Annotated in this window: 20 protein-coding genes and 1 riboswitch; of the genes, 12 read left to right on the top strand and 8 right to left on the bottom strand. The window is 35.8% G+C overall.

Annotated features, from left to right (window positions below):
* Nucleotides 1-103: 103 nt before the first annotated feature.
* The 5 genes from V7S50_RS05530 (at nucleotide 104) to V7S50_RS05510 (ending at nucleotide 4,132) form a co-directional block, all read left to right on the top strand.
* The gene (locus V7S50_RS05530; protein WP_242251044.1) at nucleotides 104-823 is read left to right on the top strand and encodes a (Fe-S)-binding protein; all 720 of its coding nucleotides are present in this window, start codon (nucleotides 104-106) and stop codon (nucleotides 821-823) included.
* A gap of 16 nt (nucleotides 824-839) precedes the next feature.
* A complete protein-coding gene (locus V7S50_RS05525) occupies nucleotides 840-2,261 on the top strand; it encodes a LutB/LldF family L-lactate oxidation iron-sulfur protein (protein WP_242251045.1) in 1,422 nt (473 codons plus the stop codon).
* Nucleotides 2,261-2,971 (top strand): LutC/YkgG family protein, encoded by a 711-nt coding sequence (locus V7S50_RS05520; RefSeq protein ID WP_242251046.1) that lies wholly within the window; start codon nucleotides 2,261-2,263, stop codon nucleotides 2,969-2,971. Before V7S50_RS05525 ends, V7S50_RS05520 begins: the two co-directional genes overlap by 1 nt.
* A 112-nt stretch (nucleotides 2,972-3,083) precedes the next feature.
* Nucleotides 3,084-3,806 (top strand): prepilin peptidase, encoded by a 723-nt coding sequence (locus tag V7S50_RS05515; RefSeq protein ID WP_242251047.1) that lies wholly within the window; start codon nucleotides 3,084-3,086, stop codon nucleotides 3,804-3,806.
* Between the two features lie 14 nt (nucleotides 3,807-3,820).
* Complete coding sequence (locus V7S50_RS05510) at nucleotides 3,821-4,132, top strand: cyclic-phosphate processing receiver domain-containing protein (RefSeq protein ID WP_242251048.1); 312 nt, start codon at nucleotides 3,821-3,823, stop codon at nucleotides 4,130-4,132.
* A gap of 27 nt (nucleotides 4,133-4,159) precedes the next feature.
* Here V7S50_RS05510 and V7S50_RS05505 read toward each other — a convergent pair whose 3' ends face one another.
* The 7 genes from V7S50_RS05505 to phaQ form a co-directional block, all read right to left on the bottom strand.
* Nucleotides 4,160-5,011, bottom strand: coding sequence for a formate/nitrite transporter family protein (locus V7S50_RS05505; RefSeq protein ID WP_063224519.1), 852 nt, complete (start codon nucleotides 5,009-5,011; stop codon nucleotides 4,160-4,162).
* A gap of 203 nt (nucleotides 5,012-5,214) precedes the next feature.
* Nucleotides 5,215-6,009: a TerC family protein gene (locus V7S50_RS05500; protein ID WP_000383325.1), complete on the bottom strand. Its 795-nt coding sequence runs from the start codon at nucleotides 6,007-6,009 to the stop codon at nucleotides 5,215-5,217.
* A gap of 90 nt (nucleotides 6,010-6,099) precedes the next feature.
* Nucleotides 6,100-6,265, bottom strand: a riboswitch (yybP-ykoY riboswitch).
* 38 nt (nucleotides 6,266-6,303) lie between these two features.
* The gene (locus tag V7S50_RS05495) at nucleotides 6,304-7,623 is read right to left on the bottom strand and encodes a TrkH family potassium uptake protein (RefSeq protein ID WP_242251049.1); all 1,320 of its coding nucleotides are present in this window, start codon (nucleotides 7,621-7,623) and stop codon (nucleotides 6,304-6,306) included.
* Nucleotides 7,624-7,737: 114 nt separating this feature from the next.
* On the bottom strand, nucleotides 7,738-7,923 hold the full coding sequence (locus V7S50_RS05490; protein WP_000241212.1) for an alpha/beta-type small acid-soluble spore protein: 186 nt from the start codon (nucleotides 7,921-7,923) through the stop codon (nucleotides 7,738-7,740).
* Nucleotides 7,924-8,070: 147 nt separating this feature from the next.
* Nucleotides 8,071-8,514 carry a MaoC family dehydratase gene (locus V7S50_RS05485; protein ID WP_242251050.1) on the bottom strand — a complete coding sequence of 148 codons (444 nt, stop codon included), beginning with the start codon at nucleotides 8,512-8,514 and terminating at the stop codon, nucleotides 8,071-8,073.
* Between the two features lie 101 nt (nucleotides 8,515-8,615).
* Entirely contained in the window at nucleotides 8,616-9,140 is a 525-nt protein-coding gene (gene phaP / locus V7S50_RS05480; protein WP_063224516.1) for a polyhydroxyalkanoic acid inclusion protein PhaP, read from the bottom strand.
* A 42-nt stretch (nucleotides 9,141-9,182) separates the two neighbouring features.
* Complete coding sequence (phaQ, locus tag V7S50_RS05475) at nucleotides 9,183-9,635, bottom strand: poly-beta-hydroxybutyrate-responsive repressor (RefSeq protein WP_000939954.1); 453 nt, start codon at nucleotides 9,633-9,635, stop codon at nucleotides 9,183-9,185.
* Between the two features lie 198 nt (nucleotides 9,636-9,833).
* On the opposite strand from phaQ, the gene phaR reads away from it, so the two are divergent.
* The 5 genes from phaR (at nucleotide 9,834) to V7S50_RS05450 (ending at nucleotide 15,041) form a co-directional block, all read left to right on the top strand.
* A complete protein-coding gene (gene phaR, locus V7S50_RS05470; RefSeq protein WP_000566952.1) occupies nucleotides 9,834-10,316 on the top strand; it encodes a polyhydroxyalkanoic acid synthase subunit PhaR in 483 nt (160 codons plus the stop codon).
* 151 nt (nucleotides 10,317-10,467) lie between these two features.
* Complete coding sequence (locus V7S50_RS05465; RefSeq protein ID WP_000250412.1) at nucleotides 10,468-11,211, top strand: acetoacetyl-CoA reductase; 744 nt, start codon at nucleotides 10,468-10,470, stop codon at nucleotides 11,209-11,211.
* An 82-nt stretch (nucleotides 11,212-11,293) separates the two neighbouring features.
* A complete protein-coding gene (gene phaC / locus V7S50_RS05460) occupies nucleotides 11,294-12,379 on the top strand; it encodes a class III poly(R)-hydroxyalkanoic acid synthase subunit PhaC (RefSeq protein WP_060630047.1) in 1,086 nt (361 codons plus the stop codon).
* Nucleotides 12,380-12,475: 96 nt separating this feature from the next.
* Nucleotides 12,476-13,669 (top strand): NAD(P)/FAD-dependent oxidoreductase, encoded by a 1,194-nt coding sequence (locus tag V7S50_RS05455; RefSeq protein ID WP_242251052.1) that lies wholly within the window; start codon nucleotides 12,476-12,478, stop codon nucleotides 13,667-13,669.
* 22 nt (nucleotides 13,670-13,691) lie between these two features.
* Nucleotides 13,692-15,041, top strand: a complete 1,350-nt coding sequence (locus tag V7S50_RS05450) for a TrkH family potassium uptake protein (protein WP_063224514.1) — start codon at nucleotides 13,692-13,694, stop codon at nucleotides 15,039-15,041.
* A gap of 38 nt (nucleotides 15,042-15,079) precedes the next feature.
* Here the strand turns inward: V7S50_RS05450 and V7S50_RS05445 are convergent, their stop codons facing one another.
* Nucleotides 15,080-15,415 carry a DUF3905 domain-containing protein gene (locus tag V7S50_RS05445; RefSeq protein WP_063224513.1) on the bottom strand — a complete coding sequence of 112 codons (336 nt, stop codon included), beginning with the start codon at nucleotides 15,413-15,415 and terminating at the stop codon, nucleotides 15,080-15,082.
* Between the two features lie 148 nt (nucleotides 15,416-15,563).
* Between V7S50_RS05445 and V7S50_RS05440 the strand changes: the two genes are divergently transcribed.
* A complete protein-coding gene (locus V7S50_RS05440; protein WP_000240799.1) occupies nucleotides 15,564-15,716 on the top strand; it encodes a hypothetical protein in 153 nt (50 codons plus the stop codon).
* A 228-nt stretch (nucleotides 15,717-15,944) separates the two neighbouring features.
* Complete coding sequence (locus tag V7S50_RS05435) at nucleotides 15,945-17,021, top strand: putative 2-aminoethylphosphonate ABC transporter substrate-binding protein (protein WP_242251054.1); 1,077 nt, start codon at nucleotides 15,945-15,947, stop codon at nucleotides 17,019-17,021.
* Nucleotides 17,022-17,039 lie beyond the last annotated feature (18 nt).

Raw genomic sequence — 17,039 nt, 5'->3', positions numbered from 1 at the left:
AAAAGGGAGAGGATAGGCCATGGTTGAGCCTATTTCTTCTTCCTTTAGTCATCTGATGACCATATGTTTGTTGGTGGAGTTGTAAAAAGGGGGAGTAATAATTATGAAAGTTACTTTATTTGTTACTTGTTTAGTCGATATGTTTGAAACAAACGTCGGCAAAGCAACAGTTGAGGTGTTGGAGCGTTTAGGTTGTGAAATTGAATTTCCAGAAGCGCAAGTTTGTTGCGGTCAGCCTGCGTATAATAGCGGCCATGTAGAAGCAGCAAAAGAAGCGATGAAACATATGATTGAAACTTTTGAAGATGCAGAATATATCGTTACGCCATCTGGTTCTTGTGCGACAATGTTTCATGAGTATCCGCATGTTTTTAAAGATGATCCAAAGTGGGCTAAACGTGCACAAAAAGTTGCTGACAAAACATATGAATTTACACAATTTATTGTAGATGTTTTAAAGGTTACTGATGTTGGTGCAAGTTTACCAGGGATAGCTACTATTCATAAATCTTGTCATATGACACGTATGCTTGGAGTAAAAGAAGCACCAGGAATTTTATTGTCAAATGTAAAAGGATTAACTGTGAGAGAGTTGCCAAATGTGCAAAATTGTTGCGGGTTTGGGGGAACGTTTTCAGTGAAGATGACTCCAATTTCTGAGCAAATGGTAGATGAAAAGGTAGATAGTGCAATGGAAACAGGTGCAGATTATTTAATCGGTGCAGATTGTGGGTGTTTGTTAAACATTGGCGGACGTATTGAGCGTTTAGGAAAAGAAATAAAAGTAATGCATATTGCTGAGGTACTGAATAGTCGCTCATGAAGGGGGAACATAAGCTATGTCTATGAAAATCAGTGAGAAAAAATTTAATGATCGCGTTGGCGATGGAATTCAAGATTCGTTTATGCGCGGAGCAGTATCTTCTGCACAAACGCGTTTATATACGAATCGCTTAAAAGCAGCGGACGAATTAGGAAACTGGGAAGAGTGGCGTGAACTCGGTGAAGAAATTCGTCAACATACGTTAGAAAATCTTGATTATTACTTAATGCAGTTAAGTGAAAATGTATCAAAAAGAGGCGGCCATGTGTACTTTGCGAAAACGAAAGAGGAAGCAGCAAAGTATATCCAAGATGTTGCGAAAAAGAAGCAGGCAAAAAAAGTAGTAAAATCAAAGTCGATGGTAACAGAAGAAATTAGTATGAACCATGCGCTTGAAGAGATTGGTTGTGAAGTGTTAGAAAGTGATTTAGGAGAGTATATTCTGCAAGTAGATAACGATCCACCTTCACATATTATTGCGCCTGCACTTCATAAAAATAGAACACAAATTCGTGATGTATTTAAAGAAAAGCTTGGCTATGAAAATTCTGATGATCCTTACGAAATGACGAAGTTTGTTCGTAAACAACTTCGTGAAAAATTTATGGATGCAGAAATTGGTGTGACAGGTTGTAACTTCGCTGTTGCAAATACTGGTTCTCTTTGCTTAGTAACAAATGAAGGTAACGCCGATCTTGTTATGTCGATTCCAAAAACACAAATTGCGGTTATGGGTATGGAACGTATGGTTCCGACAATGGAAGAATTAGATGTTTTAGTTGGTTTACTATGTCGTAGTGCAGTAGGTCAAAAGTTAACAAGTTATGTAACTGTAGCGGGACCAATTCAAGAAGAGGAAGTAGATGGGCCTGAAGAATTTCATTTAGTTGTTGTTGATAATGGCCGCTCTCAAATTCTTGGATCTGAATTCCGTTCAGTATTGCAATGTATCCGTTGCGCTGCTTGTGTTAACGTATGTCCTGTATATCGTCATGTTGGTGGACATTCATATGGTTCTATATACTCAGGACCAATTGGTGCGGTATTAACACCACTTCTAGGTGGATATGATGATTATAAAGAGCTTCCTTATGCTTCTAGTTTATGCGGAGCGTGTACAGAAGCTTGTCCAGTAAAAATTCCATTGCATGATTTATTATTAAAACATCGTCAAGTTATCGTTGAGCAAGAAGGACGTGCTCCACTTGCAGAAAAATTAGCAATGAAAATGTTTAGTATGGGCGCATCTTCAGCAGCTTTATATAAAATGGGATCAAAAATGGCGCCAGCAGCAATGAGTCCATTTACATCTGGTAACCGTGTATCAAAAGGTGTTGGGCCACTTAAAAACTGGACAGATATTCGTGAATTCCCGGCTCCAAGTAAAGAACGATTCCGTGATTGGTATAAAGATCATAAGAAAGGCGGGGACAAATAATGACAGGATTAATTCAAAACCGTGAGTCCTTTCTAGATAATATTGCAAAAGAACTTGGACGCGCACGTAAAACGGATGGTGTAGAACGCCCAGCATGGAAAAATAATGTGAATAAAGAAACGTTAAAAGATTATTCACAAGAAGAATTGTTAGAAGTATTTAAAAATCAATGTACAAACATTCATACAACTGTTGTGGAAACGACAAACGACCGTTTACGTGAAGATATTCAAAAGGTAATCGTGGAAAACGGCGGGGGACCTATTATGTTATCGGCGGATGAACGTTTTGATTCTTATGGGTTGACTTCTTTATTTAAAGAAGAGCTTCCAAAGCAAAATGTTGAAGTGAATGTATGGGACCGGGAGAAAAAAGAAGAGAATATGCGTATCGCGGAAAGAACGAATATTGGAATTGCATTTAGTGATTATACTTTAGCTGAATCTGGTACGATTGTTGTACAAAGTCATAAAGGCCAAGGGCGTTCTTTACACTTTTTACCGACTGTATACTTTGCTATTATTCCACGTGAAACACTTGTGCCTCGTATTACACAAGCAGTTGAGGATATGAACACACGTGTAGAAAATGGCGAGACAGTGGCATCTTGTATTAACTTTATTACAGGACCTAGTAACTCGGCAGATATTGAAATGAATCTTGTTGTCGGGGTACATGGACCATTAAAAGCAGTATATTTCATCGTATAAAAGAGGGGAAAGCAGGCCAGAAAATGGCCTGCTTTTTTAATAGAATAGAGATAATATGAAGTAGAAGTTCTCTCCTTTTTTTGCTATGTTCTTCTGGAAAGGAGAGGAAAGGATGTTCACTTATTTATATGCATTGTTAGTGGGGATGGTGTTTGGTTCTTTTTTTATGTTAATTGCGATGAGAGTTCCACAAGGTGAGTCTATCATTACCCCTCGTTCACATTGTCATTATTGTAAGTACGTGCTAAAGCCAAAAGAATTAATTCCAATCATTTCTTTTTGTATACAAGGAGGACGTTGTACGAATTGTAAGAGGAAAATTTCAATTTTGTACGTAGTATTTGAACTTATAACCGGAATAATATTTCTTCTTACTGTATATATGATTGGGGTGGAACGAGAGCTTATCATCATTTTATCGCTTTTTTCGTTACTTCTTATTATTTCAGTTACAGATTACATATATATGTTAATCCCTAATCGCATTTTAGCTTGGTTTGCTTGTTTACTCATTTTAGAATGTGCTTTTGTGCCGTTAGTTACTTTGATAGATAGTATAGTTGGTAGTGGAGTTATATTCATTTTGTTATATTGCATGCAAAAGATATATCCAGAAGGGCTTGGTGGAGGAGATATAAAATTACTTTCGTTACTTGGATTTATAGTTGGACTGAAAGGGATCTTTCTGATTTTATTTTTAGCATCTTGCTTTAGTCTTTGTTTCTTTGGAGCTGCTATAGTATTAAAACGTATGAAAATGAGGACCCAAATTCCGTTTGGCCCTTTTATTACCCTTGGGGCAATATGTTATATGTTGGTTACATATACAAAATAGAGAGGGGATAGAAAATGAATGTATATATGGATGATCAAAGAAGTTGTCCGTACGGGTATGTTTTGGCAACTACAGTAGAATCTGCGTTACAATTTGTTCGGAGTAATAAGGTAAACATCCTCTCTCTTGACTTTAACATGGGATGGAGGCAAAAGAATGGGGCGGAATTTGTAGAAGCCTTTTGTACAGAAGGTCTATATGTTAATGAAATTCACCTTCATACAAATGATGTCATCGGTATACATCAGATGAAACAGAGAATTGCGAAGGGGAAAGAGCAAAGAGAAATTGATCCTCATATTGTCGTTAAATATGTGGGGAGCTAAAAACTCCAAAGTAAAACTTTGGAGTTTTTAATGTTTCATATGTGCTTGTAAAGGTATGATTTCCTCTGTTTGAGCTGCGACTAATTCAGTTTCTTCTTGTTCAAAAACAGGCGCTTTCTTTGTTAAGTAATGATAGACCATACCGACAAATACCGATCCGCCAATAATGTTACCGATTGTAACAGGAATTAAGTTATGAATAGCACCTGCAAAAGAAATTGTCTCAGGATGCGGTGAAACTAAAGATAGAGCAAACAGTGATAAGTTTGCGATGCTATGCTCATAACCAGATAAGAAGAATGTGAAAACAAGTAGCATCATCACCATTATTTTTGCTGTATCACCTTTAACTTGGGAAGGTAAGAAGCAGGCGAGACATACGAGCCAGTTACATAAAATTGCTTTAAAGAATAATTGCATTGTAGGTGTGTTCATTTTTCCTTCCACTACTTTATTCATTAAATGACCGTGATCGATTGCTTCGAAAATGCCAGTTGCGTAAAATAGTAAGGCAAAGAATAAAGCACCAGCTAAGTTACCTGCATAACAAGCAACCCAGTTACGAAGTGTATCAGAAATCGTTGTTTCTTTTCTTAAAGTTGCCACTGTGAAATACATTGTATTTCCAGTAAACAATTCAGCACCACCATATATAATAAGTACGAGAGCAATTCCGAAAAACATAGAAGCTGCTAAATAAGTTGCTGGTGAATCTGCAATGTGAAAAAAGTTACCTAATTTAAAACATAGAACAATAATAAAACCGATATAAATACCCGCAAGTGCTGCACGAATGAAATATTGCATCGGGTTTGTATCTAGTATTTGTTTTTTGCTTTTAGCCAGTTTGACAACATAATCTAATCCTTGTTCTAGCATGAGTAATACGCTCCTTTAGTACATCATCTATAAATACTCCTTATATGAATAAAGTACATGGATTTAGTCATAGTTTCAATAAGTTTGTGCAATGTTTCACAAAAAGGACATACATACATAAGGAAAACGCTTACAATAAATAGTATAATGGAATTTTTTCTGGACATAGAGAGGGGACAAGGGAAAAAGAAAAAGCGCTGTAATTACAGCGCTTTTTCGTCTAAATTCTTTTCTACTTTTGTTTCTACTTCTTTCGAGAAGAACCAACCGCCAACTGCGATTCCAACTAATACAATCCAGAATGTAAGCTTCCATGGTGTAGATTCTGGGAATGAATGCGGAATTACATTTAATGCAGGGTGTGCTAACGTATAAACTGCTAATTTCACACCAACCCAACCTACAATTAAGAATGCTGCAGTTTCAAGTCCTGGTTTACGTTTTAATATTTGTACGAAAGCAGTTGCTGCAAATCGCATGATGATTAATCCGATAAGTCCACCTACAAAGATAACAACGAATTGCCCTGTATCAAGACTACCAATTGTACCTAATCCTGTTTTCGGTAAAGTCATTGCTAATGCAACGGCAGCTAAAATAGAATCAACTGCGAAGGCAATATCTGCAACCTCAACTTTAAATACAGTCCACCAAAAGTTCTCTTGTTTTTTCTTTGCTTCTTTTTCTTCTGTTTCTTCATCCGTATTCTTTTTAACATACGTTTTAAATAAATGATTACCAGCGATAAACATAAGGTAAATTGCACCGATTGCTTGCACTTGCCATACATCGACTAAGAACGAGATCATAAATAACGATCCGAATCGGAAAACAAATGCCCCCGCTAATCCGTAAAATAGTGCTTTTTTACGTTTTTCTTCTGGTAAATGTTTTACCATAATTGCAAGAACAAGCGCGTTATCAGCCGCTAAAATCCCCTCAAGTGCAATTAGGATGAGTAATACCCAACCATACTCCAATAATAATGATACATCCATGTACATTCTCCTCTCATTTCTATAAGTACTAAATAAGTGAAGAATTTCCCCACTATTTAGTTTCCCCATACTCCTGCCTATTAACTTTGGAAGAATTTGGTAATTAATACAAAAAAGACCTCTGCCGTTAATAGGCAAAGGTCTTGCTAGACATATGTAATGAAAATGCCAACAAAGCCGGAAGAACTAAGTTCTACGTAATGACGACTTTGTTTCCAAGAAACATTCTTGGACGCTACTCCCCTTTGGAGATATGCTGTTATATTCTCATTATATGGATAATTTATACGGTTGTCAACCTGTTAAAATATCTTCATTCGGATATTTTATTTTCCGGTTCTTTTTACGTGCAAAGGAAAAAGCCAATGTTAAAGGCCCCATTTTCCCAAAAAACATCATAAAGATAATAATAGCTTTTCCAATCATAGTTAAGTGGGGTGTGAAATTCATACTGAGGCCAACAGTCCCAAATGCTGAAAATACTTCGAAAGCACTCATTAATAGAGGAACTTGCTCAGTAATACTTAAAATTAAAATAGCGAAAAAGATAAATGAAATAGAAATAATAGTGATGGTCAATGATTTGACAATGAGAGTATCTTTAATTGATTTTTTAAATACGACAATATCATCTTGTTCTTGTAAAAATTTAAACACCCCAAAAAACATGATTAAAAATGTTGTTAACTTAATCCCGCCACCCGTTGAAGCACTACCAGCACCAATAAACATAAGGAGCATCATTAATAGTAAGGAAGGTTTGGATAATGCAGAAATATCAACCGTATTAAATCCGGCAGTTCGCGTTGAAATGGCTTGGAAATAAGCAGCCATTCCCTCTTCAAATGGGGTAAAGCCTCTCATAGAAAGAGAATTGTGGAACTCGAATATAAAAATAAAAACAGTCGCAATAATATTAATGATTAGAGTAGAAGAGAGCATAAGTTTTGAGTGTAATGTAAGGTTTTTAAAATTTTTCTTTCTCTTTATATCTACGATTACTGTAAAACCAATCCCACCTAAAATAATGAGGGAGGAAATAACGAGATTGACAAGAACGCTATGAGAATGGGACATTAAATTATCACTCCACACAGAAAAACCTGCATTGTTAAAAGCAGAAATCGAATGAAAAAAGCTATAATAGACCCCTTTAGCAATACCGTATTTTGGTACCCATTCAAAAGAAAGGATCAACGTAGCGATACATTCAACGGTAAAAGAGAATAAAAATAATGCTTTGGCAAGACGAATGACACCGCCGATATTCGTTTGATTTAACGCTTGTTGCAGTAAAATTCGATTTTGAAGACCAATTTTTCTGCCGAGCATAATCGCGGTTAAAACGGCAAAGCTCATAATGCCCAGTCCGCCCACTTGTATAAGCGTTAAAATGACACATTGGCCAAATAAGGTAAATACTTTTCCAGTGTCCACAACACCAAGCCCTGTAACCGTACAAGCAGAAACGGTTGTAAATAAAGCATCGAGCCATGAAATAGACGTTGTTGTAGCAATTGGTAGTTTTAATAAGCATGTACCGATAATTGATAACATAATAAAAGACAAAGTAAGAACACGAGGAGGACTCATGCGAATATTAATCCGTTTCATGTTACATATCGTTCCTTTCAGTTTGCTCTTACTAGTATGTGAAAAAGCACGATTATGTATGTTAAAAATAGAAAGAGGCAGAGAATATCTGCCTCTAAGCCATATGTTATAGGTTTATCCACGTAATTGTTGTTGAGCTAAAGCAACAAGGCGTTTTGTTACTTCACCGCCAACTGATCCGTTAGAACGAGATGCTGTATTAGATCCTAAGCTTACACCGAATTCTTGTGCAATTTCATATTTAAATTGTTCAAGCGCTTGTTCAGCACCTGGAACTAGTAATTTGTTTGTTTTTACCATGTTGATACACATCCTTATGAGTAGTCCAGTCCAGTTAAATACTTATCTGAACTGGTACCGTTATTTTATGTGGAAATAACGTACTCATACCCGGAAGTAATCGGTGTGATTAGAAGTTCTTGGATAGAAAAAAGAGTAGCAAATTTGCTACTCTTTTTTCAGTATTGTCGCTGTACCTTCCACGACAATATCATCGGATTGATTATAGATGTTTGTTTGTAATATAATGATTTTTTTATCATCCCGTTTTTTGATGACTTCTGCCACTACACGAAGTGTATCGCCGATTTTGACAGGAGCGCAGAATGAAACGTTTTGAGATAAATAAATCGTATTTTTGCCAGGGAGTTTCGTTCCGAGAATGGTAGAAATAAAACTGGAAACGAGCATGCCATGAGCAATACGTTCTTTAAACATTGTCGTTTTTGCAAAAGAATCTAAAATATGAATGGGATTCACATCTCCAGTCAATTTTGCAAAATTGATAACGTCCTCATCCGTAATTTGTTTTGTTAATGATGCTTGGTCACCGACTTGAATCTCATCATAACGAAGCTCTGGAACAGTTTGTGCTTCTTGAAATGGATTCATTTTGTCCTCCTTCTTTTCCATATCGAAAAATGCCAGCCATCTTGATGTAGTAGGAGGAAGAAAGAGTTTTGTTTGTGCTGCAGTTAGTTGCCACATTTTTCTTACTTGATGGAAGTAAATAGATTTTTTGAGTTTTCCTCGAATTGCTTTGCGAGTTCTAGTTGTTTGGACTTGAACTCTCCCAAAAAAACTTCTAACTGTTTTTGAACCTCTTCACGTTGTGATTGTTGTTGCTCGATAAATTGCTTTGTTGTTTCTTCAAATTGCCCACTTGTTTGAGTAAGAATAGACAAAGATGTTTTCGTAGGAGAAACAGTAAGTTGGTGCATTTGAGTAGAAAGCTCATTCCATTTTTCTTGCCACTCGTTAATTTGGTCATTTAAGGAGTTTCCAGTTAATTGCTTCACGTAATCTGTATATTGGTTATTGAACTGAGCAGTGAATTGGTGTAGTTCTTTTTCTAGTTCATCTACACCTGATGTTAATTTATGCAAAGCGTCTTGTTGTTGTTTTAACGTTTCTAAAGTAAGTTGCTCTAATTGTTTCCCTGCTGAAGAGAAAAGGGAAAGAGATTGAGACCAGTTTTTCCAAAATGCATCGACTAATTCGTATGGCTTAGTTTCCATTGTTTGACCCCCAAATGTTTTTTTGCATATTGTGAACGCAGATTACTCTGCTGTACCACCAGGTGAAGATGAAGAATCCTTTTCATCCTTTTCTGGAGAAGTAGAAAATGGAAAGAATGCGTTGGTGTATAACGTGAAAAACGTCCGCAGCATATTTTGGTAATGCTCAAAAGAAGTCGCGCATGTTGTTAAATATTGCTCTCCATATTCAGTTAAAGAATAAATTCTTTTTGCTGGCCCTCCGTCGCTTGTATCCCAAGTAGAAGAAATAAGGTTTTCTTTTTCTAATTTGCGTAGTGTTCTATACACATTACCTTGGTCAACAGAAGAGAAGCCGATATCCATTAGCATTTGAATAAGTTTGTAACCATGAAGACTCCAGTCTTTTAGACAGAGAAGTAAGAAGGGAACTAAGAAGTTTTTTGGCATGGAGTTTGGTTGTTTTGCTTGGTTGTTCTCCAAACTTTCGCGTTGTTCTGGTTCATTTTGTAGCATGATTGTGCATCACCTCATGAATCAGTTAGATGGAATTTTTTGCTTATAAGTGCAATTTACACCTATCTGTTTTTAATGTCAATACATTTGTTGGAAAATAAAGAAAAATAAAATATATACTTGAAGTTTTATTCAGAATATTAGAAAATAGTGAATAGGTTGAATTGTTTCAAAAACGAAAAAGGGAGTGTAGGTAAAGTGATTGATCAAAAATTCGATCCACTACAAGCATGGAAAAATGCTTATGAACAAACCGAAACATTTTGGGGAAAAGCGCTCAATGAAACAATTAAAACAGAAGAATATTCTGCTTGGATGGGCAGTGTTCTAGATTTGAATTTGTTTTATCAAAAAGCATTAAATGATACAACAAAAAACTATTTAGAGCAGGTAAATGTGCCTACGAAAGAGGATATAGCTAGAGTGGCTACGCTTGTTATTAACTTAGAAAATAAAGTAGATAACATTGAGGAAGTTCTAGAAGAGAAAGTGGATTCGTTAGGACAAGCTCCTACATTAAAGCGTGATGTTACGAAAGTAAAACAAGATCTTCGCACATTAGAAACGAAAGTTGATCAAATTTTAGAATTGCTAGAAAAGCAAAATGCAGTACTAGCGAAACTACAAGAACCTGTAAAAGAAGAAGTAAAACCTACGAATAAGCCAGAAAATAAAAAGTGATAATAGCGCTTGTTTATAACAGATAAAAGAGAGAGGGAGAATCTCTTTTTTATGTATAAACAGCGAAACATAATTATATAGGGACTCCATAGTATGAGTACCAAAATGATTCATAATAGTCGTTCACAAATTCATTTAAGGGGGAAAAGAAATGGTTCAATTAAATGGAAAAGTAGCAATCGTAACAGGTGGGGCAAAAGGAATTGGAAAAGCGATTACAGTAGCGCTAGCACAAGAGGGAGCAAAAGTTGTTATTAACTATAACAGCAGTAAAGAAGCAGCTGAAAACTTAGTAAATGAGCTAGGAAAAGAAGGACATGACGTTTATGCAGTTCAAGCGGATGTTTCTAAAGTAGAAGATGCAAACCGACTTGTAGAAGAAGCAGTGAATCATTTTGGTAAAGTTGATATTCTTGTTAATAATGCTGGTATTACAAGAGATCGTACATTCAAAAAGTTAAATCGTGAAGATTGGGAGCGCGTAATTGACGTGAACTTAAGCAGCGTATTTAATACGACAAGCGCTGTACTTCCATACATAACGGAAGCAGAAGAAGGAAGAATCATTAGCATTTCTTCTATTATTGGACAAGCGGGTGGATTTGGACAAACAAACTACTCAGCAGCGAAAGCAGGTATGCTAGGATTTACAAAATCATTAGCATTAGAGCTTGCAAAAACAAATGTAACTGTAAATGCTATTTGCCCAGGATTTATTGATACTGAAATGGTAGCAGAAGTACCAGAAGAAGTACGTCAAAAAATCGTTGCAAAAATCCCTAAAAAACGTTTTGGTCAAGCTGATGAAATTGCAAAAGGTGTAGTATACCTATGCCGTGACGGTGCTTATATCACAGGTCAGCAATTAAACATTAACGGCGGATTATATATGTAATGAAGTAAGAAAAAAGTGCATATCCATAGCAGGAATGCACTTCTTTTTTTAGAAGGAAATCGACCAAAAAGGAGATAGAAAAATGACTACATTCGCAACAGAATGGGAAAAGCAATTAGAGCTATACCCAGAAGAATACCGAAAAGCATATCGCCGAGTGAAAAGGGCGAGTGAAATTTTATTACGTGAACCAGAGCCGCAAGTAGGCTTAACGCCGAAAGAGGTTATTTGGACGAAGAATAAGACGAAGCTTTATCGCTACATTCCAAAACAAGAAAAAACACAAAGAGTTCCAATTCTATTAATATATGCTCTTATTAATAAACCATATATTATGGACTTAACTCCTGGAAATAGTTTAGTGGAATATCTAGTGGACCGTGGTTTTGATGTGTATATGCTTGATTGGGGCACATTTGGTTTAGAAGATAGTCATTTGAAATTTGATGATTTCGTGTTTGATTATATTGCAAAAGCAGTAAAAAAAGTAATGCGAACTGCAAAATCGGACGAGATTTCTTTACTTGGTTATTGCATGGGTGGAACGCTAACTTCCATTTATGCAGCACTTCATCCACACATGCCAATTCGCAATTTAATTTTCATGACAAGTCCTTTTGATTTCTCTGAAACAGGATTATATGGTCCTTTACTAGATGAAAAATATTTCAATTTAGATAAAGCGGTTGATACATTTGGTAATATTCCCCCAGAAATGATTGATTTCGGAAACAAAATGCTAAAACCAATTACAAACTTTGTTGGCCCATACGTTGCTTTAGTAGATCGTTCAGAGAATGAGCGCTTCGTGGAAAGCTGGAGGTTAGTTCAAAAGTGGGTTGGCGATGGCATTCCGTTTCCAGGTGAATCATATAGACAGTGGATTCGTGATTTTTATCAAAATAATAAACTGGTTAAGGGTGAACTCGTTATTCGCGGACAAAAGGTAGACCTTGCAAATATTAAGGCGAATGTCTTAAATATTTCCGGGAAACGTGATCATATCGCCCTACCATGCCAAGTAGAAGCATTGCTAGATCATATTTCTAGCACAGATAAACAATATGTATGTTTACCAACAGGGCATATGTCTATCGTTTACGGCGGAACAGCTGTAAAACAAACTTATCCGATGATTGGAGATTGGCTTGACGAGCGTTCGAAGTAAAAATAAAAAAATCCAACTAGCGTTGTGTTAGTTGGATTTTTTTATGGAAAATAACAAAACATAGAAAGGAGAAATTTATATTTTAGGAGTATAATTATGAAACTTATGACTGGTAAGTTGTTTTGGAATACAGGAGTTTCTGTACCTTGTTATCCACCGTTAGAAAATGATATGATATGTGATGTGCTTGTAGTCGGAAGTGGCGAAGCAGGTGCCCATATAGCGTATTTTTTAGCGAAAATTGGCATGAGTGTGATGCTTATTGAAAAAAGAAAAATTGCATGTGGTAGTACATTTGCAAATGCAGGTTTATTACAGTTTCTTCATGATAAATCGTTAACCTCACTTATCCATACATTTGGTGAAGAAAAAGGGGTACGAGCATATAAGCTTTGTTACGAAGCGTTACGAACAATGGAGAAAGTTGTACAGACTCTCGATATTGATCCCCATTTTATTCCACGAAGTAGTTTATATTATGCAAGTAAAAGTGAGGATGTCTCATTTTTACAAGAGGAGTACAATACGTTACAGAACTATGGATTTCCTGTTGAGTATTTTACAGAATCTAATATTAAGGAACGTTATTCCTTTACAAAACAATCAGCATTATACACACACGGTGATGCCGAAGTGAACCCGTATTTATTAGCACATAGTCTTTTGCATAAAGCAAATCAAATGGGTGCTACTATACATGAACATACAGAGGCCATACATATAAAAAAACGCCAAAGTGATTTAATTTGTTACACGAAAACAGGAAATCAAATTGTAGCAAAGAATATTATTATGGCAACGGGTTATGAAGCGCTTTTTGGGAAGAAAGAAAAAAATACAACAGTAGAGACATCTTATGCAGTTGTGACAAATGAAATAGATCAGTTTGAAGGCTGGCATGAGCGATCATTAATTTGGGAAACAGCACGGCCCTACTTATATTTTCGGACGCATCAAAACCGTATTATTGTAGGCGGATTAGATGAAGCGATGCAAATTCAAACAATCGGTGATACGAAATTATTGCATAAGCGTGATATCCTTATTAACATTGTAAAAGAGATGTTCCCGCAGTATAAAAATATACAAGCAGAGTATTATTGGGCAGCATCATTTGGTAGTAGCCATGATGGTCTACCTATTTTAAAAGAAGACAAAAAGATACATAATTTATTTTACGCATTACTGCATGGAGGTAATGGAACTTTGTATGGAATGGTATTTGCCAAATTATTTGAGCAGTTATTTACAAATAAAGAAAGTGAAGATTTTTCTTTATTTAATCGATAGAAAAAGGTAGCGAAGTGATGGAATGAGAGATATAAAAAAGTTTTTACAAAAATTACGTCCTGTACAACTCATTGTTTTGTTTTATTTATTAGCAGTAGTTGTATCGGTAATATTACTTAGTTTACCGTTTGTTACGAAGTCTGGTGTGAAATGGACATTTATCGATGCCCTATTTACATCTGTTAGTGCGGTAAGTGTTACGGGACTGTCTGTTGTTACGATTTCAGATACATTTACTACGGCAGGGATTATTGTTTTAGCCCTTATTTTACAATTAGGCGGCTTAGGAATTATGGCGCTTGGTACTTTTGTTTGGATCATAACGGGGAAAAAGATTGGTTTGCAGAGAAGAAGATTGATTATGGCAGACCATAATCAAGGAAACTTATCAGGTCTTGTAGAATTGATGCGTTCTATTTTAATTGTAATTATTTCGATAGAACTTATTGGAGCAATACTATTAGGTACAAGATTCCTACTTTATTTTCCAACTTGGCAAGAAGCTTATTTTCACGGTTTCTTTGCGGCTGTTAGTGCAACCACGAACGGCGGATTTGATTTAACAGGGCAATCACTAATTCCGTATAAGAAAGATTATATTGTTCAAATGATTCATATGTTACTTATTATTTTAGGAGCAATTGGTTTCCCGGTATTAATGGAAGTGAAACAATTCCTTAGTAAAAGGAGACAGCAACTATTTCGTTTTTCATTATTTACAAAACTGACGACAACAACATTTTTTGCACTCGTTATCGTTGGGACAATTATGATTTTTTTGCTAGAACGAAATCAGTTTTTAGCAGGAAAGTCATGGCATGAAACAGTTTTCTATACATTATTCCAATCTGTGACGACGCGAAGTGGTGGGCTTGCTACGATGGATATACGTGAGTTGTCACAACCGACGCTTTTATTTATGAGTATATTAATGTTTATAGGAGCATCTCCAAGTTCGGTTGGAGGCGGAATACGTACAACAACATTTGCTGTTAGTATATTATCGCTATACACTTTTGCAAGAGGCGGGAGAACGGTTAGAGTCTTCAAACGTCAGCTACATGAAGAAGATGTGCTGAAAGCATCTGTCGTTATGACGATGGGGATTTTATTATGTGCGACAGCACTATTTATCTTATCTATTACGGAAAATGTACCGCTTATGAGTTTAATTGTTGAAGTGTGTTCTGCTTTTGGGACGACAGGACTATCGACAGGTATTACGCCAGATTTAACAACTGTTGGTAAACTTGTACTCATTGTACTTATGTTTATTGGTCGCGTTGGTATTTTAACATTTATACTAGCTAGTGGCGGAAGAGAACAGCCGCCCCGCTATAAATACCCGAAAGAGCGGATTATTATTGGATAGCATGAAACCATTCTACCCATGTTAGGTAGAATGGTTTTTTAGTCGTTAATTCCAAATTGTGGGTGCATGAAAGCTTCATTTTTATTATCTGCTTCTTTTTTTAGCAACTCTTGATTCTCTTCTGAAATCCACCCAATATCATTTGTAGGATGGATCCATTCATCACCAGCCATAATGGCAGGATCTACTTCATCGCTCCAATTGTTAAGCGGACTGTTCTCGGAATTATATTTACTGTCTCCAATTACAACTTCATATTGATTTATAAAAGGTTGTTGCATCTTTTTACCTGTGCCTTTAAAAGATGGAAAGTTCATTTGATGCGGGAGCGTTTCGTCTAAAATTGGTGACTGAATTTTATCTTTCTTCTTCAAAATAATTGCTCCTTTTTATAATGATTTCTTCATACGTAGTATTTCCATCTAACGGCTCTTATGTACTTGTTAACACTTGCCAGTAATAATTCTTTTATGTTGCTTCAAACTAGAGTAGAAAGTGAATTCTTGAGAGCAGGTGAATGTATTGGTAAAAAGAAAAGTGAAACAAAATGCGGCAATCAACAATAATAAAACTCCGAAAGAAAGCTTACCAGATGCAGAATTTGCATTAGAGTATGAAGGAGAAAATAGCGCGAAGTATGCAAATCGTAATTCAAAAAAGGGTAAACAAAAATGAGGCGTTTTTTACAAACGCCTCATTTTTTTGTGGGATTATAAAGGTTTTTTTAATTATTTGTAAATTTAGTGTTCATTATTAGCAGAAAAATGCGAAAAAACATAGAAGTAGCAACGTATTACACAAAAACAAACAACAAACAAAAGATTAATGTTGGTTTAATACTGCTTTTACACTAGTTGTTTATATTTGAGTTGTACATAAGATTTGTAAAAGGAGAGAGAGACAGTGAAAAAAACAATCTTTAAAGCTGTAGCAACTGGAATGGTATTTTCGTTATTAATGGGGTGTGGTGCAAAGAAAGAAGAAAGTGCTGGAGCAAAAGTAAAAGATGATAAACTATCTGGATCATTAACTGTTTACACAGCGATTGAAGAAGAACTTGTACCAATTTATCTTGATTCTTTTAAAAAGAAATATCCAGATGTGAAATTGAACATTGTTCGTGATTCAACTGGAGTTATTACAGCGAAATTGCTAGCTGAAGGAAAGAATACACAAGCAGATGTTGTATGGGGAACTGCTGCATCAAGTCTATTAGCTTTAGATAAAAAAGATATGTTAAAAGGATACTCTCCAAAAGGAGCGGATCGTGTTCTTCCGCAATTTAAAGATGATAAGCAACCAGAAAAATGGGTAGGAAATACTGCATTTATGACGGGGATTGCTATAAATAAAGAAGAATTAAAGAAGAAAAATTTACCGATGCCAGAATCATACGAAGACTTAACGAAACCAGAATATAAAGGAACACTTATTATGCCACATCCGGCTTCTTCAGGAACAGGGTTTTTAACAGTTTCCGCATGGCTACAAATTATGGGTGAAGATAAAGGCTGGGATTACATGAAGAAACTTCATGATAATATGGCAAGTTATACGCATTCAGGATCAAAACCAGCGAAATTAGCAGGAGCAGGTGAATATCCAGTTGGTGTATCAATGGTTTATAGTGCTTTGAAAGAGAAACAAAAAGGTGCACCGGTTGAAGTTGTACTGCCGAAAGAAGGATTAGGCTGGGAAGTAGAAGCAAACGCACTTATTAAAAAAGAAAACGCGAAAAATGAAAAATTAGCGCAAGCATTTTTAGATTGGGCAATTACTGATGATGTAATGAAATTATACTTTGAAAAAAATGGATTTGTGACAATTAAAAATGATTATAAACTTCCAGATGGATTCCCTAAAGATGTGACGGAAAAGTTATACAAAAAGAATGACTTTAAGTGGGCAGCAGAAAATCGCGACAAAATTTTAGAAAAATGGGAAAAAGAGTTTGGCCAAAAAGCAGAACCGAAAAAGTAAGTGAGTGGGAGAGAGAAA

Source organism: Bacillus sp. CCNWLW194 (assembly GCF_037120585.1).
GTDB classification, from domain to species: Bacteria; Bacillota; Bacilli; order Bacillales; family Bacillaceae_G; genus Bacillus_A; species Bacillus_A basilensis.
This window is presented reverse-complemented; position numbering and strand designations above follow the sequence as displayed.